Source organism: Halotia branconii CENA392, assembly GCF_029953635.1.
In the GTDB taxonomy this organism is placed as follows: Bacteria; Cyanobacteriota; Cyanobacteriia; order Cyanobacteriales; family Nostocaceae; genus Halotia; species Halotia branconii.
The window spans coordinates 5,227,494-5,247,586 of record NZ_CP124543.1; the positions used below are offsets into that span (position 1 = coordinate 5,227,494).

Consider the following 20,093-nt stretch of genomic DNA (forward strand, 5'->3'; position numbering starts at 1 on the left):
TAGTGGTTAGTGTCGGTCAAAATTTCTATAGGGAAAGCTCAATTAATTTATGCAGCCACTACTCGAAATATAGGAATCTGGTTTGATTTGGAGAACTTACTCGTAGAGGTAGGAAACAGGGAACAAGGCTCTTTAAGGTGTAGTGAATTTTTTCAAAAATCAAATATGAGTCCTATAGTTAATTACTAGTAAAATTTCTTAAGTATAATAAACTAGATTAGAGAATGCTGTTCATAACATTCTTGATTATGTATAATTTTATGTATAATATGATACTAAAATAAGTCATGCGTTCACGTCAAAGCATCACTGAGCAGTTTACGACTTTCTTACAATTCGATACTGACAGGGCAATCAGTTGGGCAGTTGATGCTAAACTACGGAGAAATTTGATTACCTGTCAAACACGTCTTTTGCAAGCAGAAGAAACCGAGAACTTTTGGGTATGTTATTGGTATAAAGTATGGCAAGAGCAACCAGGAGGTTTAGCAAGGGGACATTTTTCGGCTTATTTACAAGAAGTATGTTACTGGGCGGTTTACAGAATAGTTGCAAATCTTTCCTCTACGCAACATACATTGTCTGACTGCTTTCAAATGGTAATTGTTCGTGTTGATAAGGTTTTGAAAGGGTTTAAACCTAATCTCAGCTTTAATCTGAAAAATTATGCAAGTGCGATTTTCAGCAGTGAATTTAAGGAAATGCTGCGATCGCAAAACGAAATTGATATTTGTACTAATTGGCGATTGTTAAGAAAGCTGACTCAAAAGCGTTTAGTAGAGTCTTTACAAAATCAGGGGATTCATGAAGATGTTATTCAACGCTATGTGTTAGCGTGGAAATGCTATCAAGCGTTATATGCTCCTAAGCAAATTGTTGGCACTCGCAAATTATCTAGACCTGATGATGCCACATGGAAAGCGATCGCCCAGCTTTATAATTTCCAACGTCACACCCAACTTTCGCAACCAGGGCCGGAGTGTAGTGAGGAAACAATGGAGAAATGGCTGGTTATTTGTGCCAAAGCAGTACGAGATTATTTTTATCCCCGTCTGATTTCTTTAAATGTCTCTGTAGGGGAAGACACTTCTAAGGACGAATATATAGATATAGTCCCACAACTCCAGCAAGATTCCTGGATGACAGAAATCCTGGAGCAAGAAGAACTGCTCAACAGACAGTCCCAGCAATCTCAAATTAGCAACGTCCTAGTTGCGGCTTTGAATGAACTAGATCAAGAAGCTCAAGATATCATTCAGCTTTATTACAGTAAAGGCTTAACTCAACAACAGATTGCTCAACAGCTAGACATCAAGCAGTACACCATTTCTCGCCGACTTGCCAAAGCCAAAAATGCTTTACTGCTGAAATTAGTAACTTGGAGTCAACAATCGCTGCATATTTCTCTCAACTCACTGGTACTAAATTATGTGAACACTATTCTAGAAGAATGGTTACAAACTTACTATAATCGTTCTCCTCTGAATTAAGGTAGCAATTATATGATTGACTTGGATGGATTAGCCTTAAGAAACTCTACACACCTTTGGTTAGAAATTTCGGAAACTGAGCAAAGAAAAATTTGGGATCAAAGTCCAGCTTTTTCTACGGATAATCGGCGGTGGACTGCTTATCTCAATCGGTTGAGCCTGGACACTTTTCTACCTTGGCTACAAGCAGAATACACTCCTGAAGCGATTCCTTTTCCTCGACTAGCAGCTTTACCCAGCGTTTGGGAAGTGGTCAACGGTGTTGGAATTTCGTTCAAGACAAAACGCATGGTATTAATCCCCTCAGAAACTATTGATTTAAGCGAACTGCGCGTTCCGCAAGAGTGGGTAGACATTCCCAGCTGGACAGCAGATTATTACCTCGCAGTACAAGTAAATCTCGAAGAAGGCTGCATTCGGATTTGGGGATACACTACCCATGCTCTATTAAAAAGTATGGGTAGTTATGACGCAAGCGATCGCGCTTATTGTTTGGATGGTGAGCATTTGATTTCTGACCTCGATATTCTGTGGATGGCAAATCAAATCTGTGCCGAAGAACCGACTCGTTTTGCACAAACAGCACCTTTACCAGAATTAGCGATCGCGCAAGTACAAAATTTATTGCAACGCCTAGGCAATCCGGCTTTAGTTTTACCCCGTCTAGCAGTACCCTTTACCACCTGGGGCAAACTCCTAGAACATGGAGGATGGAGAGAACGTTTGTACGAGCAACGTCAAGGGCAACAACAAAAGTGGTCAGTTCGTCAATGGTTGCAAACAGGTGTATCAGATTTTGCACAAACATTTGGCTGGCACAACATTGAGCTAGAGCCAAATTTCTCAGGAGCCAAAGGTTTAGAGCCAACAACTGCATTGCCAACTTTAGTGCGAACACTTACTATTGCTGGACAAGAATATGAATTGCAAGTCAAGGCAAAGAATAGTCTTACAGATAGAGTCTGGCGATTTGAACTGCAAAATGCAATCAGAGGTGAAATGATTGCCCAAGGAACAAAATTACGACTATTGACAGAAAATTTACAACCATTTGATGGCAATCAAGTACAAGCTGATACTCCGGTAAAGAGGCTTTACATAGAAGTGGCATTGGGTGATATTGAGGAAGGATTAGTATGGGAAATAGAACCAACGCCTGAAGATTTTGAACACGAAATTTTGTTTTTTTGAATATGTCAATGTCATGATTTTCCTAATATAGATTTTTATTCATAGTTATTACTTCTAACGATATAAGACAAATAACTAAAAATAGTGCATTCTAAAAGTAGTGTAAATATAGTCAATTATGGATGCTGCTAAACGCCTTGCTACTCTAAATCGCATTCGCAAACTCAGCCGTTTGATGGATACATCTATACGCATCCCTCTCACAAATTTTCATATTGGAATAGACCCAATTATCGGTTTAGTTCCAGGTGCTGGTGATTTAATCAGTACAGCGTTTTCAGCTTACATTATATTTTTAGCTACCCGCTTCGGCATTTCACGTCAAGACTTAACCAAAATGATTTTTAATGTTGGTTTAGAAACAGTGGTGGGTACTGTGCCTTTTGTGGGTGATTTATTTGATGCTTTCTATAAGTCCAATATTCGTAATTTGGCAATTTTAGAGCAACATTTGACAGGGGTTAAACCAGAAATTAAAGAAATTTCTGATGAACTTTATAAAAGTAAATTCCCTCAAGTTTGAGAAAGCATATTTAATGTTTTCGTGGTAGATTGAAAACATTATTTAACTGTAGAGCGACAAATTATTTGACCACCTATACCGTTTCACTTTAAAGTTGATACATTTGGGCAAGCAGGGGAAGCAGCACTTAGGCTACGCGGTAGTTGAGCGCACTTGTACTGAGCGAAGTCGAAGTAGTCGAAACTCAGTGACCGGAGGCAGGGGGAGTAAGAAAAGTAATTTGTATCAATAATTTCGTGAAATGGTATTACCCCTCTTTTGTCACTTTCCGAGTATTCTGAATAAAAGGATTAAAAGAAAAAGTTCTGGAAGGTAAGCAGGGCAATGGATCAATACAAGATATAGACAAGATCCTAGCTAGTTTGTTTTGTGATATTTATAACCACGAACCATATTCCAAAGATCCCCGCGAAACAAGATTTGATATCATGTCCGGATAATCGCTTACGATAAAAGCAGGGAGCGCAAAGATGAGTCATGCCAAAACGAATTAGTGTAGCCAAACATTTAAGTATTGAAGAGCTAGAAAAACGTTATCGTCAAGCTAAAGATGGCATAGAAAGCCGTCAGTATCAGATTATTTGGTTAGTAGCACAAGGTAAAAAAACGGAAGAAGTAGAGGAAATAACAGGCTACAGCAAAACATGGATATACGGATTGGTAAAAAGATACAACGAATTTGGAGTGGGATACTTAGGCGATCGCAGGCAGTTAAACCAAGGTAAACAGCCTGTAGTGGATGATATGCAACAAGCACAGTTATGGCAGGCATTACAAGAGAAAGCACCAGATGGAGGGCTATGGAACGGTCGAAAGGTAGCAGACTGGCTAACTGAAGTCACAGGAAATCAGATCAGCCGACAGAGGGGATGGGAGATATTACGGCAGATGACTTTTAGACTCAGAGTACCTCGCCCGTCTCACACTAAAAGCGATCATTTTGAGCAAGAAGCCTGGAAAAAAAACTAGCGACACAAGTAAAACAACTCCAAACTATCTATCCAGATGCAGAAGTTCAGTTGTGGTGTGAAGATGAACATCGTTTAGGACTCAAACCGATTTTGCGACGAGTGTATGTACCTGAAGGAGAAACACCAATTGCTGATGTCCATTGGCGGTTTAAATGGTTATGGTTGTATGCTTTTGTACATCCCAAAACAGGAGAGAGCTATTGGTGGATTCTGCCTTACGTGAACACAGAATTGTTTAATCAGGTTTTGGCTGATTTTGCTCGTGAATTTGGATTAGGTAAAAATAAACACATTTTATTAGCTGTTGACCGTGCTGGCTGGCATACCAGTAAAAATTTACAGATTCCTGAAGGACTACATTTAACATTTTTGCCTTCTCACTCACCTGAGTTACAGCCGGCAGAAAGGTTGTGGACTTTGGTGGACGAACCAATCGCTAATCAATCGTTTAACTCACTCAATGATTTGGAGAATATTTTATTTCATCGCTGTCAGTCTTTACTTCAACAGCAAGATTTAATTCGTGGGTTAACTGGTTTTCATTGGTGGCTTCAGATTGGAGTTTAATCGTAAGTGATTATCCGGACATGATATGACAACAGTTCTGGCTATCTTTATCAGTCATCACCTAAAATTTAAGAAATCATCTTGTGTTAACTAATGTTAAGTATTAGTTGCCAAACAGAAGCTATCCAGTTTGCAAGACACATAAACTGGAATAGGCATTCAACTTAAACCTTTGCTTAGTTTTCAGGTATCTGGTTTTAAAACTTGCTTACCGTGTTTCTCGAAAATAATTAAACTCCCATCTTCCAGTAAATAGCCTAACTGGAGTTTGTTGTTGCGAATTTCTCGGTGACAACGTTTGAGAGTGGCAGTAAATTCTGCTAATTGTCTTCGACGAAATCCTTCATCTTGCTGAGCATGGTAAATAGCGTAGATATGCAAAGCTTCCGCAGCAGAGAGGCCGATTGGTTCCGGCTGTTTTTTAAACGGCACTTTTCCAGAATCCTCCAGATACTTGAAGAACTAATTTCCCTGTTCTGCCCGCTTGCGCTTTCCTTGCGGTTTAACTTCCTCAGTCACGTTAATTAGACCAGAACCGCGCATAGCTCGGTACATTAAGTCCCACTCAATAGCACACCAAAATTCCTCAAAGGAATCAAACTGCTTTTGAAAGCGGTAAAAATCTGGATAAAAATCTTGATAAATAATTGCGGCCATTGCCCTATGTGCAAGAGAGATTTCTGCATACGGCCGATAAGGTGCTTGTTCGTTAACAGCATATATTTTTTGTAGTTCTTTTGCATCGATTAGCAAGGCTTGTTGCCAGTTATTAGTTAATCTGGCGTGTCGGCGCATTGCTTCCATCATAATTTTGCCGTTGCCTTGTTCAACGGTTTTTATATCTGAGTACCTGTCTCGAACGACTTGATCTGGTAAATTGTGCAAATAATTCAATGCAATAAAGGTTGTAGGCGATATGGAAGGTTGCGGGAGGGTTTTCTTTGCCTTGTTCATCTAACTTCAAACTTTTCAAATTTAAATGTCTATTTTAATGTTCAAAGTGCTGTATGCAAACTTGCCGCAACTGAGCAATACTGCGTTCGTCATGGTAGTATGTGTACAACTCAATGTTTTGATTGACTCCCCCTGCGGTTAAATTGAGGGAACCATCAACTGCACCGTAACGACCAACGTATGCCTTGGCGTGCAATTCTGATAACGTTCGCACCTGAATGCGATCGCTCTTATTGCCCAGTTGTCTCAATAAAGGATAATACTCTTTATCGCTACCTACTGTGATGTACACTTTACCGCCATTGGCGGCCATTTGATGTAGAATGTCAAACAGGTGTAGTGCTTCTTGCTTTGTCTCTACAATTTCCCCAAAAGAGACATAATAGGGTTTTTCTAAACGGAAATTTGTTACCCAAGGCGAAACAATCCAAAACTCGTAACTGCCTTCTAGTTGTGATGCTAAAATCTCATTGAGCAGAAAGTTGTAAAGCATTGCTTGACCACTGGGTTGCAATTGAGTTGATTGCTTTGCCATTGGCAGAACCTCATTTAATAGGACGAACTGTTACTTGAATGACAGGTAATTCGTTTGGTTTTAAGTTGTTAGGGTAAATAGTTTGAATATCGGTAATCATTGGGTAAACCATGCCGATATCTGTGTCGATACCTGCATCTGTTAAGTAACTAATTGTGGCGCACAAGGATGCAAGATTATCGCTTCTTACCCGTAAGTAAATTGTTTGACAGCCATTTTCCAGCAAGGTTCTCATTAGACCTCTTGCATGAATCAAGAAAAAAGAGCAAGTTCATAGTTAATCAATCCAGCAATCAAATTGCATCGCAAGCCAAAACGTTTTCTACGATTACGATATTGTTCTTTAAGGATGCGAAAAATCTTCAATCGACGGTTGAGATGTTCGCCAACAATACGTAGGCTAGCTAAGTGACGATTGTGTTGGCGTTCTGGAGTAGATAAATCTTTCCCACGAGGTTTCCTACTGGGTATGCAGCTGTTGGGATGAAGTTTGGCAATACCTTGATAACCTTTATCAGCTAAACACAACTGTGAAGTATGAAATCTGACCCTAGTATTTCTCCATAAACGAAAGTCATGGATGCGACCAACTCCATAAGCTGTACAAAGAATTTTGCCAGTAGCTTGGTCAACTACCAATTGTGCTTTTAAAGTATGTCGTTTTTTCTTACCACTATAGTATCGGCGCTGTTTTTTTTTGGGCGTTCTATTGGTATTTCAGTCACATCTACTACCAATACCTTCCATTCATAGGCTGCTTGTAATTCTCTTTTCCCTGGCAGTCGGAATGCTCCTGATTTAATTAAAATATTTTCTACTTTCCGTACTATCCGGCATACTGTTGATTCATGTATACCCCAACTTTTAGAAATATGAAAGTAAGTACGATATTCACGCCAATATTCCAGTGCTACTAGTAAGTGGTCTTCTACACTTAACTTTGGCTGTCCACCTTTTTTCCCGCTTCTGACTAATTCTGGCTTCAGCACTTCTACCATCTTCTTAAACGTAGCAATATGCACTCCACATAGCCGTTTGAACTCTGGTGGTGGCAGGTCTTTTATCTGTTCGTAGCTCATTGCTCTTTGTTTTTTGACCTCTATTTTTTCATGCTTATATCATTCGTGCAAGAGGTCTATTCTTTCACTGATGTCAGTACCGCTGACAGTGCCATCTAATTCTAGGGTTTGAGGAGTACGAACCTGATTTAACCATTCCGTCAGTAGGGGACGATTAAGAAGGTGACGGCTTAAACCTGGCGCTTCGATGTCGCCACTGCGGTCATCTAGGCAACTGGAACAATTGCAGCGACAATTTAAAAGCATCCTGCGTTCTACCCCTGCTTCAAATGCTTTACGTGCTTCGTTATCTGAAGCACTATATTCGGCTTCATAAATTTCAAGTAAACGTGTTAACTCTGGATAGGGCGATGCTTGTTTGTCACGTCTAGCTTTAACTAATTTGCGGTAAAGTAGTGCCGTTGCTTCAGTAAATGTAGGATCGCGTCCTAGCTGTTCGGCACACTCAGGAAGAAACTCGTGGTTAATTTCCCGAAAAATACGCCAGTTAACCAGAGGTGTACCCCCTAGTTGTTGAACGTAGTCGGGAATAAAAACCCGAAAGATGGCTTTGAGTTGGGCTTGGCGCATAGGCACACCCAATTGTTGCCGTACCTGTGCCATTAACTGTTCAATTTTATTTTGGCGATCGCTAGATTTACCTGCTGCTATAATTTCATTTACCCTAATTCTATGGCTAAATCTTCTGGTTTTCTAGTAGCTCTTGGATAAAGAACTTGTCGAAAGGGAGCTAAGGTTTGCTCAAGCATTTGTGCTGATCCGACTTTTCCTTCTCTACCTAACTTCATGACAACAAATACAAAAGGAAACTCTAAACCTTTGGATTGATGAATTGTCATAATGGGTAAATATCCTGGAGGAACAATAATTTCCTCATCTTCATCATCAATACCGGTTTCAATTAAATAGCTGACATACATATTATAAAGTCTATTAAGAAAACTATCATCTATGTAATTGCCAGCAGTGTTAGATTGCAAAACATCTAAACTAAAACTGTTATAACCCTCAAAAAGACGAGTAACTTTAGCAAGACGTAAGTTTTTTATTGGCTCTTGCCTCCATGTCCGAAATGGTTCCAGCGAAAGAATGCGATAAACGATTTCTAATAAATTTAGGTTAAGAAACCTACCTTGATTCTTCTGACTTAGGCTATTTACACATATTTTTGGTAATTCTGCATTACTCTTGTCTAGGTAATCATCAAGTTGTTTTGTAGCGATGTCAGGGTCATTTCTGACGCTATTGAGAGTATTAAACCATTGCTGAATTGTTGGAATCCATGAAAAAGGTTTGCTCTGCGGATCTTTTTTCACCTGAAAAGTGTGATTTTGGTCAATCACTTGAACCAGTGCTGCTAGTAAACACTGAACTTCTTCACTTTCCATAAAAGACTTTGACCGAGGATTATAGAAAGGAATTCCATGCTGTTGGAATGCTGCAATAAATTGACCAGCGTTTTGTTGCGAATCTTTGGCACTTCGTAGCAGCAAAACGCATTGACTTAGGTCAGAGATAATTTTATCACCTATCAAATGGGTAGTTATAAATTCAGCAACTCTATTGGCTAAATCACCTACCTTCTTTGTTTGAATCCAAGAAACGGCAGGATAAGCACCAGCAATAGATGAAGCACTTTCGACTGGCTCTTTACCAGGAGCGCGAACTCCTGGCTGTGTCATTTCTGGAAATGATGTAATGTATTGGTTAAAAAAATTAACAATCTCAGGATGAGAACGGTAGTTCTTATCAAGCTGAATTTTACGAGGAGATTCATTAAATTTAGTCATACAAGCTTTATCAAAATTCACCATACAGGTAACATTTCCACCTCGGAAACGATATAAAGCTTGATCGTCATCGCCAACTACTGTGATATTATGGGGTGGTTGATTAGCTAGGGCTAAATAAATTTGCTCTTGAATTGGGTTAGTATCTTGGTACTCATCGACTAATACGTAGAGCAAAGGAAGATTCTGATCGCTTCCTTGCACAAAATTCTGTCCTACATCAGAGGTGATGAAGTCAAGAAAACACTGTTCAAGATGAGCAAAGTCACAACGATATTTATCTTTTAGAGCTTGAGCATACTGCTGATAAAATTTTGCTAAAGTTTCCCAATGTCCGCCAGCATTGAGCATTAATTGTATATCAACGTAGTCTTCTACAATGTGGTTAAAAAGTGTAACGGCTGCCTTAGCACGTAGCCATTTCTTGGGCGGATACTTTTTGTCATACCAATCGCGTACAGCATAATTAAAATGTTCCCAAAAAGCTAAATCTTTATAATTTGAAATATCAGCATATTGGTAGGTAAATAAATCCTGTTCAACTTGATTAAGAAGGCGAACATTCTGATAATTGGGATAGCGAGATTCTTGAAGAATCTCATTACATAAACTGTGCAATGTTCCAATTCTAATATCAGCTAAATCTACATCTTTCAGATTAGGATCTGCATTTTGTAGTGCCGCTAGGTACGTTGCCAACCGATCTTCAAGGTTACGTGCTGCTTTATCAGTAAACGTAGTTAAGAGAATGGAGCCTGGGTTAACACTATCTACACAGAGCAATTTTAAAGTTCGTGTTACTAGCACCTCACTCTTGCCAGATCCAGGCCCAGCTAGAAGCCACAATGCCCCATCGCCATACTCTACAGCTTCTTTCTGCTTTTGATCAAGGTCGTAGCCACGTGCTGAAGTCTTGGCAAGACAAGTATGAAAAGTGTTCAAATCAATCATTTTGCACCCTTATTAGCCATCCTCACTTTTTCTCCGACCCATCTTTGAACGGGCTATCTGGCGTTGTTCAAGAAGTTCATCATGTAGCAAATTTTGCTGCTCAGAGTCTTGCCAATCCCTAATCAATCGCTTTAGTGCCACGTTAACCATGTCTTGTAGGCTTGGGGCATTACTAATTTGATGAGGAGCAAGCGATTGCTCGAATGAGTGCTTAATTTGGTACAACTGGGCATAAATTTCATCTGGAATCCGTGCTTGATAAGGCAATGGTTTCAATACCGCTATGTAACTGAACGGCAGTCGCTAGTCGCTCTAAGTCGGGCGTTGCCCGCTGTTAGCGCCTGCCTCCCCCAGCATAAATACATACAGCTAATATCTGCTACCATGTATGCTTGTATGCAAGCTTGCCAGACAATGAAAATTAACTAGAAAAATAATGTTTGAACTCGTTATAAAAGGCGTTCCCGTACAGCGCGGTTCTCTAGGTGAACAAATAAGTTACGTTGCCAGCATTACTTTTGGTGATGTTGTCCGACTGTTAAATGACGGTCATCTTTATATCCCGAACATTCCGGAGTTACCAGACTTTGCTCAACGTAAACTTAATGCAACACGAGTTAAGGCGATCGCTCGGTATATCTTAGAGACTTATCAGGATGGAACTACTTTTTTCCCACCGATTTGCGTTAACGTTCAACCATCCCCAACTTACAGAGATGGCAATATCTACCTTCCTTACCATTCGGTTAGTTTGCGTTTAACCGATGGTCAGCATCGATGCTATGGCATTCGCCAAGCATTGCAAGATATCCAGGCGCAAGAGTCGGAGTATGCCATTATCATTTCACAATTAGAAATTGGCGTATTGATATATGCAGGACTGTCATTAGAAGAGGAACGTCAAGCTTTTCGCGACCAAAACCTGTTAGTCCAACGACCAAGTGTGTCGCTATCCCATGCTTTTGATAAGCGATCGCCCACGGTTTTAATTGCCAAGGAATTGATTTGCCGAGTTCCTCAGTTTCGTGACAATGTAGAAACAGTGGAAAACGGCTTGGGCAAGCACAATCCCAAGTTACTGACCTTATCAACCTTAGTCACCGCTACTCAACGGATGTTCCCCAATTTAAAATCTCAAACCGATTTGGAATCTCTGATTGATTGGGCGACAACATTCTGGGCAGCAACCGCAAGCATTATCCCTAACGATCCTTGGAGGATTATGAATAAACAGGAACGTGCTACCCAAAGACAGGAATTAGTAGCAGTCAGTGCTGTTGTTTTTCAAGCCTTGGGTATGTTAGCTCATGATTTGTTAGTAGAAAGAGTTCCGGCAGAAGATTTGGTTAAGTGGTTGAGTAGATTGCAAGAAATAGATTGGCAGCGCGACTCCCAGTTGTGGCGAGAACGAGGAGTAACCCAAGTTGGTGCAAGTGGAGAACCAATCATTTCCAACACAAAGACAAATGTTGATGCTTGCCATCGGGTTTTGCGTGAATTTGTCGGTATTATTTCGATGATTAACGTATCTTGAGGGTGTCAAAAGCAAGGAAAGGAGTATGCGGTATTATTGATAGCTATAATGTGGAATAATACATAAGTACCATGACGGACTACAATCTCGCTGGATTAAATACACGCTCCTTTGAACAATTAATCCAAGCGATCGCACTCAAAGTAGTCAGCCCTGGAGTTGTGGTATTTGGTGATGGCCCGGACGGAGGACGTGAAGCCACTTTCAATGGTTTGACTCGTTACCCATCTGAGGATAATCCTTGGAATGGATATATTGTCATTCAAGCCAAATTTCGACAAAAACCTCAAAATTCACAAGAAGATGGTGAGTGGGCATTGAAGCAGCTAAAATCTGAACTTGAGGATTTTGCTAATCCAAAAAAACGTCGTCGCCAGCCTGATTATTATATTTTCGCTACAAACGTTGTTTTAACACCTGTACAAGATAAGGGAACAAAAGATAAAGCATACGATATCTTTCAGGAGTTTAAAGATAGCGTTCCTTTGAAAGGATATGATATTTGGGATTATGACAAAATTAGAGCTTTTCTAGATAATTTCGAGGATATTAGGCGAGCTAATGCAGTTTTTATAACTTCTGGTGATGTTCTTTCCCAGATTATTGACTTTATCGAACCGCGCAAGGAATTATTTGCTGACCAGTATACCAACCCAGAGGATATTGAGGTACTGGTGCAGAAAGTGCGATCGCATTTCGACAAAACGATACAAAACGAGTGCGAAACCTTGTGTACATTCAACCTCCTCTATTCTCCTATGCAGGGGAATCTCAGCCAAATTTATGTGCAGACTAAGCTTAATGAATCACAACAGTTTAGCTCAGAGGAGTTTAGTCAAGAACGGCGATTATGGGAAGAGGTAGTGCGGAAAAACCCTAAGTTGATGGTGTTGGGTAAACCAGGTGCAGGTAAAACTACCTTACTACAATATATAGCTGTTCACTGTGATGAGGTTGATTTTCAATCCAAGCTCATACCTGTTTTTATCAGTTTGAAAACCTTGGCTGAAAATGCCAAAAGTGCAGCTGAAATTAGTTTAATAAGATACATTCGCAAAAAATATTGTCGCAGCCATGTTTCAAAACAGGAATTAGAAGTATTACTAGACAACGGGAGATTATTGTTTTTGCTGGATGGCTTAGATGAAGTTACAGAAGATAAAGTTCGTGATGTTAGTAAAGAAATTCATAGATTAGTTGATGAGTATAGTGATAATCGATTTATAGTGAGTTGTCGAAAAGAGCATCAAGCTTATAAATTTAAAGCATTTGGGAATTTTACTTTATGTAAAGTAGCTGATTTTGAACAATTACAAATAGAAGAATTTATCAAAAATTTGTTTACAGAGAGTAACGATAGTACGCAACTCAGCAAAATAACATTAGCAAGTGATTTAATTAAAAAGCTTAAATTACCAGAAAATCAACGCATACGAGAACTAGCTGATACACCACTGCTACTTCACCTCATTTGTTTAATTTTTCAAGAAAGAGGAGATTTACCCGCTAAAAAAGTTGAAATTTACAAAGAAGGAATAGACCTACTGCTAGAGAAATGGAACCAATTTAATGACCGTGTTCAGGTAAATATGGCTGAGTTTAGAAAGGCTTTAAGGCGAATAGCAATTATTACTTTTGAGGATAGCAAATCGTCTTTTGAAGAAGAAGAAATTTTGCCTTATATCGAAAACTGTTCTAGTAAGTTGTCTGAGATTGAAGTTTTATCTGGCCTATTGGTAAAGAAGACATGGAAAACTTATACTTTCTCTCATCAAACCTTTCAAGAGTATTTGATGGCTGAAGAGTTAGTCAATTCTCAACAAGGTTGGAGAAAACTGCTCATTCATGTTACAGAACCACGCTGGCACGAGGTATTTATAATAGCAGTAGAGATGTTACCTAATACTGATAGTTTTCTACGTTTATTCAAACAAAAATTTAATAATTTAATTAATGATTACAATAATCATTGGTGGAGTGATGAATCATTGAACGATAGAGTCGGTTTAGAGAACAAGCAAAATTTACTAAGCAAAAAAGATTATAGTGATGCATATTTAATTCAAAAGTTGCTAATACAAGTTCATCAAAAAATATGTAATATTAAAGATTATTATACTTAGCAGCCATTCGAGCTTTCTATTTTATATCTAGTATAATTATGTCGGAAGTATATTCATTGACAGGTGAATTTCTTTGTTTTAGTGCTTCAGGTTATGAGTTTTCTACTGAAAAACTGATTTATTTAATTAATGCAATTGATTCAAATTTTAAATTTAAAAAGATTGAGAAGTTTCAAGATAACTTAAGTGAAATTGAGATTGACTACCACCTGATTAGAAGTTTTGAAATTGCTAGTGAATTAGAAGAATGGTGTACATTTGGAATAATTGAAGACTCGGATTTATTAGAATTATATAGTCTAGATTATGAATTAGATAAGACCCTTTACTTTCAAATTCCCTTAAATTCTAGAGCAAATTATGAATTGATTAGCTTTGTTCAAAAACTCAAAAATCAATTACCTCCTAATAATAATGAAGATTCACAACAAATTATAGATTGGTGGAAAAATCATGGTAGTGAATGGTTGAAAGAATTTAAAGATTGGCTAATCGAGCATCGTAAGGTAACTCATTATGGGTGGTTTCTCGATATTAATTTAGAAGTGTTACATCGATATTATAATTTTATTAAGTTGATACTAGATTGCTTGAATAACAGTAAGGTATCCCCTAAATTTAGATCGCTTATCGAAGACAACCTATTTTTACCTCTTGATTAATCATCCAGCTAAATACTCCCGTAGCGCACGCAGCATACTTGCACTACCTTTACTGTTAACCAAAATAATCGGAGCAAGATGGGATGGACGATTCGCTTCAATAAAACCTGTAGCAGCGTGTTTAGCACTAGCCGTCACCATCACAACAATGTCAGAATTTCTCACCCACTGACGCAGCCTATCATTACCTCCTTTGTCATGGCTGAGATAAACTGTCACTTCTTTACAAGCTGCTTCTAAAATACTTTTTACCCTAATTGCTGCGGTTTCTGTAAGAGTGTAAATAAGAACAGATTTACTCTTGAGTTTTTGGAAAATATTCGCCTCAACTTCTAGATTTTGCTCGACTAAACTCGCTTGTTCGCCAAGCAAATCTGAAAGCGATTCTCCTAACTGTAAATCTTTTACTAAAGCGCGAAAGATTCCCCTTTGCACTTCATCAATACGTTCTGTAAAGCGGCGTAGAGTTTCAGCCGCAGCAAATAAAAGTTGTTCGCGCTTTTCTGGGACTGGGCAAGGGTATGATACCAGTACATCAATTAAGTCAAGCACCCAATCAACCTTTTTGGGTGAGGCAAACCTTTGCCAAAGCTCTAAAGCATAGTCTACAATCTCTGTATATTTTGCTGCATTAACTCCCAAGGTTAAAAGAGCGATCGCTAAATCATTGAACAAAACCAAATCAGCATCCCCACCCTCTGTACTCAGGACTAGCAGTTCTAGCAGTGAGTGATAAAGGCTCTCGAACTCGCCACGGGGAAATTGTTCATCTTTTTGAAAAAATCCCAGCAAGTAGGGAAGCGCATCGTGCAGGACAGATTCAGCCGTTGAGCCTACTTTATTTAACAATTCGTAAAATTCTGCCACCGCCTGTGGTTGCATCAGCAAGCTAGTGACATCCCACTCGGCAGAACCCTGGCGTGCAGTGTATAACGCTCGTTCCCAGGTTGGCTTTTTATCAAGTTGCGATAACCACTCCAACCAATTCGTTGGGACAGATAAAGCTGTTGGGGTGTCTTTTGTTGTACCTTCCTGGCTTCCCCGCAGTTGAGTAAGAAAATCTTGGTTCCAACGTACCTTCAGCAAGGCTGTTTGCTCGTCAGCACTCAACTCGTCAAAGGCTTGCAATACAGCTTTTTCCACTGCCAAAGTTTGCAACTCGTAGGCGCATTGAAGGAGCAAGCGAACTTTCTCTTTCGACGACGGAGCATTACAAAGCAATGAAAATGCTTGGTCGAAGTCTCCGTTTTTGGATAGCTGTTCGGCTTGTTGCAGGGGGTCGCCTTCGCTGTTCGGGGTAGCATCTCTTAACAGTGCAGCTAACCTTTGCAAATAGCTGCGGTGAGTTTCCTCAACTTCCCCAATTGCTAGCAGTTCATCTCGAAGTGCAGGTTTTGTTGGTTCTCCACCCACCGCCAGCAGCATAAATAATTTCAGTACTTCTGGGATTTTACTGCCTGCACGGACAGCTAAAAGATTGTTGTAACGGGGGAAAACTACTTCTTGGAAATAAGCTACAGCACTTCCGGGGGCGTTATTGTCCTCAAAATGTTGCAGTTCAGTGCGGTACACTGCCTTCAGCAGAGCTTGGGTAACGGCGAAGGGGCGGCGAACCTGCAAAAGATTGCCTAGTTCCGGGAGGGTAAGCAACTCGTTCCATTGCTCTAGTTCCGCCAAGAGTTGCACCCGCAGAAACAGCAGATTCAGCGCATCCAGACGATGCTGGTCTACAAGGTATTGTAGTGAGTTTTCCGCAGCAATGCGATCGCCTGCTTGCAGCGCCATGTAAAAGTCCCGCAGTACCCGACCTGTGGGACGGGGAATATCTGCAATCCGTTTCACCCGTCTCTCATTCACCCGGCGCATCCGTTCTAGTGCTTCCCAAATAGTAGTCGCCTGTCCGCTCAATTTGACTACTGCACCGCCAGTAAATTCATAAACTGCTAATTCTACAGGGTCTTGTAAGTTTAGTTGCGCTCTCTGTCCCCTGAATGTAGAGTAGGAGGGGCCAACGAATGCCATCAATTCTTCACTCAAAGAGCGCAGTTGGTGTTCCGAAAGGGCGATGGCATACCAATCTACACTCTCGGAACGCCAGCAGGGAAGAATTGTTGGCTGAGGTTCGCCTTTGGTCAACAACTCGACCCAAGGACGAATTTTGGCTTGTTTTCCTTCACCACGTTCAATCTTGCCAAGGTCAAATTTGTTGTCAGTGCCAAAAAACTGCTCTAGGAAGTGGCGGATATCTGCATTGCTAGCATTAGTCATCGCTTTTGAATATCACATAGTTAATATAGTAGGATGTGTAAGAAAAAATACTCAAATTGTTACAGGATAAAAATTAAATAATCTAAAATCCAAAATAGCATTACACCCCTCCCCATCGGTTAGTAAAAATCAACTGTTGTTGGGCGATCGCTTCTGGAGATGTTTCATAAGTTACAACTTCCTCATTGATTGTAATACCGTTGTAGGTGAAGTTCATAGAACCAGCAAGATAATACCCGTCTCCCAGGATACCTTTTGCATGAAGTTCTTCGGTAATGTGGAATCGCACGGGAACGTCCTGATAGTCAGTTTTGCCTTTGATTTGTTCAATAAATCTGTGGTTGTGAGAGTCGGGACGGGTAGCAATGTGTACAGTCGTTCCGCGTTCGGCTAGAGTAGCGAGGACTTGAGACAGGCGAATGCGGGAACGACTCCATGAGGGTTCTAAACATAGGAAGGTGTTAGCGGTGTTATCGATAACAGGGATGTCAGATATCCACGGAGAAACAAGCCATAGGCATTGGCTGGGGGTGATAAGTTCGGCAACGAAGATTGTTTGGAGTAAGTCAGGGATTTGGCGGGAACTTAGGCGGGAGTGAATATAGCGGGAAGGCATTTAATTTATTCAATTTGAGCAGATTCTTGTTGTAAATTTTGGTACGAGCGCAAATATTCTAGAATCAGCAAGCGTAAGTAATCGAGCATTCTAATATAAGCTTTTATTTGCTTGTAGTCTCCATTGGTGACAAAGTAAAATTGAGCAATAGCAGGAACATCAAAGACGTGCATAGTTTGCAAACGCTCAATAGCCTGCTGTTCATTTTCAATCCTACCCCTTGCCTGAATTTGACTGGCATAGCCTCGGATATCAACTGTTAACAGTTCGATTTCCTCTAAAATAGTAAATTCTTCATCGGAAGCAGGTGATAGAGAAGCTAATTTTTTTCGTTCTTCTTTGGTGTTTTTATAATCGTCAGTTAACTGCTGTAATAGATGAGTGATGTAGTTTCTGGTGATTTCAGGGTTTTGAGTATTGAGCGTTGCTTTAGTCATCATTTACTCCATAAGTGACTATTTTTTCAACACCAAAATTATCGGGACGTACAATTAAATATTCATTTCCTTTTCGATAGACTGCTGAACCATCTTGACGATATCCTGTTTTCGGAACTCTGACTGCTCTTTTTTTATTAAAGCTATGGGCTTTTCGCAGATATTTCAATGGCTCGAATTCTTTTCTGGAAGCATGGTCTAAAATACTCTGAGCTACACTAATATAGGTAGAAGCATCCCATTCAGCCAGATACTGCTTTATTTCTGCTACTTCCGCCTCGGTGTATCCTTCATATAACTGGGCTAGAAAGGGATCTACAGGTGTTTCATCCGGCATCAGTTTTGAACTCTGGTTGGATTAGTCATAATATTTTCACAATGCTTTAGTTCGTTCTTCAAAGCGAGACTGTAACTCATCGGTAAATTTAAAAAGATAAATATCACCGAATTCGCTCATCCTGATACCAGAAGAAATTAAGGATGAGGGTTGAACCATCAATTGAGTAGTCATTGTGTGTTCACAGTGCCTTTGGTTCTATTGTGCCTCAATTAATTGATAACCATAGCAGTGTAGGCGAGTACTATTACAATTAGTATCTCATTCGAGAGTAACTTTTTGATGTTCTTGTTCTGCTAAGTTTATTAACTTATCTGTAAAAAATTTACGTCTAGATAGCTGTCCATCTGTATATTTTTTATTCTTGAATTCAATAAGAGCAACATCAATAATAGATATTGCTTGTTTAAATATTTTAATTAATTCTTCTTCATTTTGAATAATTTTTTGCAATTCAGCACAATAATTGTCTAATTTCTTCCTATTTATCTGAGTAAAATTTATATTTTTGGTGGCAATAAGTCTAAATATCATTAATAAATGATATTTGTACCATCTTTTGTAACTAGAATCTACTTTTTTATACTTGAAAAGATTATCTAAAGAGTATAAAGCATAACAACTGATATAGTATGGATAATAACTATGTCCTTCTACAAATATTTTTTTACTGTTTGTCTCATATAATTCACCATAATATCTATGTGTACTATGAGGTTCACATAGAAACATAGACATAAAACATCTAATTTGAATTGTAATGGAGACTATCTTACTTTTATCGATGGCAGGGGTTTGGTTATCATATTGCTTAGAACGTCTTTCGTAATATAATCTACTATTTCCAGTGAAGCTAGCATAAAATTCCTCAAGATATTTCTGAAAAGGTAATAGTGATAAAAAAGCTTCTTGCTTAACCTCAGTTTGTCTATTAGTAGCTTTAATTATACGATTTGTTACTTCTTCATCGCTAGTAACTATAATTTTTAAAGGTAAAAATACATTATTATCCAATGATTCTTTATTGTTATATAAAATATGGCTAGTTTGGCAACCATTAACAATCTGAAAGTCTCTAATAGTAAAATCGCTACCAGTTTTAAGAATAGATTTGGCTACAATTGTTATACCATTGTTAAATAAAACAAACCCTCCTCTTCGACCTTCATCATTGATTGTGTCTGTAATCTCCTGATTTACTGGATTATTACCTTGGAAATCTCTTACATTATCATTAAATAAATTTCTTAATAATGTACCGTCATTAGCACATATGAGCTTCAAATATTCTGTAGCTGGTAAAATTCCAATATAAGCTTCATCCACTTTATCAATCTTAGGCAAGATAGTATGTTTGTCAAAATTTATTTTTTTATCTACTTTATTGCGTATTTCTTTATAAATAATTTTTAAATATTCTGCATCAACTGGTACAAATTTAACTCCATTTTCACTTTCATCAAATAAATCTGTTTTTCTTAAAGTTTTTTCTCCTGCATTTATTCTTTTACGTAGATTAGAATCATTTTCCCATTTACCAGTTGTTACGTAATACATTTCGCAAATGGGATTATGAGACATATCTATAGATAGATCATAAATATATTCTTTCAAATACCTTAAATTTTGAATATCTTCGTTGATGTAACCTGATGTTTCTTTATCAAAAAAACTCTCTACCCCAAAAAGAAAGTTGCCGATTTTAGCAACGTCGAATTTATTACCTGATTTTGATTGTATGAAAATAAATTTTACATCTAGTCTATGCAGTTTTGCTTTTAAATCGTCTACTTCTTCAGGTGAAAAAACCAGATTATCATTTACAATGATAGCGACACCATCAAGAGCCATATCGCCCCCACCACCTACACTGATATCTTCCAATGGAAATCTTTCAGGGTATAATCTTGATATAATGCAATAATTTACAAAATATTCAAATAACTTGCTTTGTTCTAAATTTTCAGAAAAATTATATTCTTTACGAAAGTCATTCAAATAAGCCTCAATAATTCTGTCCATATTCGCTTTTGTCCTTACTTATCACTTTTGAACAAAAATCATA

At 38.8% G+C, this 20,093-nt stretch carries 20 protein-coding genes and 1 pseudogene; 7 read left to right on the forward strand and 14 right to left on the reverse strand.

Features of this window, described 5'->3' with window-relative positions; all coding sequences use genetic code 11:
* Positions 1-287: 287 nt before the first annotated feature.
* The 4 genes and pseudogenes from QI031_RS22865 (at position 288) to QI031_RS22880 (ending at position 4,742) form a co-directional block, all read left to right on the forward strand.
* Positions 288-1,490 carry a sigma-70 family RNA polymerase sigma factor gene (locus QI031_RS22865; protein WP_281481907.1) on the forward strand — a complete coding sequence of 401 codons (1,203 nt, stop codon included), beginning with the start codon at positions 288-290 and terminating at the stop codon, positions 1,488-1,490.
* Positions 1,491-1,502: 12 nt separating this feature from the next.
* Entirely contained in the window at positions 1,503-2,681 is a 1,179-nt protein-coding gene (locus tag QI031_RS22870; RefSeq protein ID WP_281481908.1) for a DUF1822 family protein, read from the forward strand.
* Positions 2,682-2,799: 118 nt separating this feature from the next.
* Positions 2,800-3,204 carry a DUF4112 domain-containing protein gene (locus QI031_RS22875; RefSeq protein WP_281481909.1) on the forward strand — a complete coding sequence of 135 codons (405 nt, stop codon included), beginning with the start codon at positions 2,800-2,802 and terminating at the stop codon, positions 3,202-3,204.
* A gap of 477 nt (positions 3,205-3,681) precedes the next feature.
* Positions 3,682-4,742, forward strand: a pseudogene (locus tag QI031_RS22880) (IS630 family transposase).
* 183 nt (positions 4,743-4,925) lie between these two features.
* Here the strand turns inward: QI031_RS22880 and QI031_RS22885 are convergent.
* The 8 genes from QI031_RS22885 to QI031_RS22920 form a co-directional block, all read right to left on the reverse strand.
* A complete protein-coding gene (locus QI031_RS22885) occupies positions 4,926-5,174 on the reverse strand; it encodes a hypothetical protein (RefSeq protein WP_281481910.1) in 249 nt (82 codons plus the stop codon).
* Between the two features lie 30 nt (positions 5,175-5,204).
* Positions 5,205-5,696, reverse strand: a complete 492-nt coding sequence (locus QI031_RS22890) for a hypothetical protein (RefSeq protein WP_281481911.1) — start codon at positions 5,694-5,696, stop codon at positions 5,205-5,207.
* A gap of 34 nt (positions 5,697-5,730) precedes the next feature.
* Entirely contained in the window at positions 5,731-6,231 is a 501-nt protein-coding gene (locus QI031_RS22895; RefSeq protein ID WP_281481912.1) for a phospholipase D-like domain-containing protein, read from the reverse strand.
* Between the two features lie 10 nt (positions 6,232-6,241).
* A complete protein-coding gene (locus tag QI031_RS22900; RefSeq protein WP_281481913.1) occupies positions 6,242-6,466 on the reverse strand; it encodes a hypothetical protein in 225 nt (74 codons plus the stop codon).
* Positions 6,467-6,483: 17 nt separating this feature from the next.
* Positions 6,484-7,310 (reverse strand): IS5 family transposase gene (locus QI031_RS22905; protein WP_281481914.1). Its coding sequence is split into 2 segments (ribosomal slippage): positions 6,484-6,923 and positions 6,923-7,310, totalling 828 coding nucleotides; the frame shifts between segments, so codons are not numbered across the junction.
* A gap of 39 nt (positions 7,311-7,349) precedes the next feature.
* Positions 7,350-7,913, reverse strand: a complete 564-nt coding sequence (locus tag QI031_RS22910) for a hypothetical protein (RefSeq protein WP_281481915.1) — start codon at positions 7,911-7,913, stop codon at positions 7,350-7,352.
* A 56-nt stretch (positions 7,914-7,969) separates the two neighbouring features.
* Complete coding sequence (locus tag QI031_RS22915; protein WP_281481916.1) at positions 7,970-10,051, reverse strand: UvrD-helicase domain-containing protein; 2,082 nt, start codon at positions 10,049-10,051, stop codon at positions 7,970-7,972.
* 12 nt (positions 10,052-10,063) lie between these two features.
* A complete protein-coding gene (locus QI031_RS22920) occupies positions 10,064-10,327 on the reverse strand; it encodes a hypothetical protein (protein ID WP_281481917.1) in 264 nt (87 codons plus the stop codon).
* A gap of 160 nt (positions 10,328-10,487) precedes the next feature.
* Here QI031_RS22920 and QI031_RS22925 point away from each other — a divergent pair, with 160 nt between their 5' ends.
* The 3 genes from QI031_RS22925 (at position 10,488) to QI031_RS22935 (ending at position 14,370) form a co-directional block, all read left to right on the forward strand.
* Positions 10,488-11,585 carry a DNA sulfur modification protein DndB gene (locus QI031_RS22925; protein ID WP_281481918.1) on the forward strand — a complete coding sequence of 366 codons (1,098 nt, stop codon included), beginning with the start codon at positions 10,488-10,490 and terminating at the stop codon, positions 11,583-11,585.
* Between the two features lie 161 nt (positions 11,586-11,746).
* Positions 11,747-13,708, forward strand: a complete 1,962-nt coding sequence (locus QI031_RS22930) for an NACHT domain-containing protein (protein ID WP_281481919.1) — start codon at positions 11,747-11,749, stop codon at positions 13,706-13,708.
* Positions 13,709-13,764: 56 nt separating this feature from the next.
* Entirely contained in the window at positions 13,765-14,370 is a 606-nt protein-coding gene (locus QI031_RS22935) for an NACHT C-terminal helical domain 2-containing protein (protein ID WP_281481920.1), read from the forward strand.
* On the opposite strand, the gene dpdD is transcribed toward QI031_RS22935, so the two are convergent.
* From dpdD to QI031_RS22965, 6 genes are all read right to left on the reverse strand, one after another.
* Positions 14,371-16,638 carry a protein DpdD gene (gene dpdD, locus QI031_RS22940; protein ID WP_281481921.1) on the reverse strand — a complete coding sequence of 756 codons (2,268 nt, stop codon included), beginning with the start codon at positions 16,636-16,638 and terminating at the stop codon, positions 14,371-14,373. It lies immediately after the preceding gene.
* Between the two features lie 100 nt (positions 16,639-16,738).
* Positions 16,739-17,254, reverse strand: coding sequence for a phospholipase D-like domain-containing protein DpdK (gene dpdK / locus QI031_RS22945; protein ID WP_281481922.1), 516 nt, complete (start codon positions 17,252-17,254; stop codon positions 16,739-16,741).
* Positions 17,255-17,259: 5 nt separating this feature from the next.
* Positions 17,260-17,694 carry a hypothetical protein gene (locus QI031_RS22950; protein ID WP_343217820.1) on the reverse strand — a complete coding sequence of 145 codons (435 nt, stop codon included), beginning with the start codon at positions 17,692-17,694 and terminating at the stop codon, positions 17,260-17,262.
* Positions 17,684-18,028 carry a hypothetical protein gene (locus QI031_RS22955; RefSeq protein ID WP_094330697.1) on the reverse strand — a complete coding sequence of 115 codons (345 nt, stop codon included), beginning with the start codon at positions 18,026-18,028 and terminating at the stop codon, positions 17,684-17,686. Before QI031_RS22955 ends, QI031_RS22950 begins: the two co-directional genes overlap by 11 nt.
* Before the next feature lie 36 nt (positions 18,029-18,064).
* Complete coding sequence (locus tag QI031_RS22960) at positions 18,065-18,202, reverse strand: hypothetical protein (protein ID WP_281486184.1); 138 nt, start codon at positions 18,200-18,202, stop codon at positions 18,065-18,067.
* A gap of 87 nt (positions 18,203-18,289) precedes the next feature.
* Entirely contained in the window at positions 18,290-20,050 is a 1,761-nt protein-coding gene (locus tag QI031_RS22965; RefSeq protein WP_281481923.1) for an AIPR family protein, read from the reverse strand.
* Positions 20,051-20,093 lie beyond the last annotated feature (43 nt).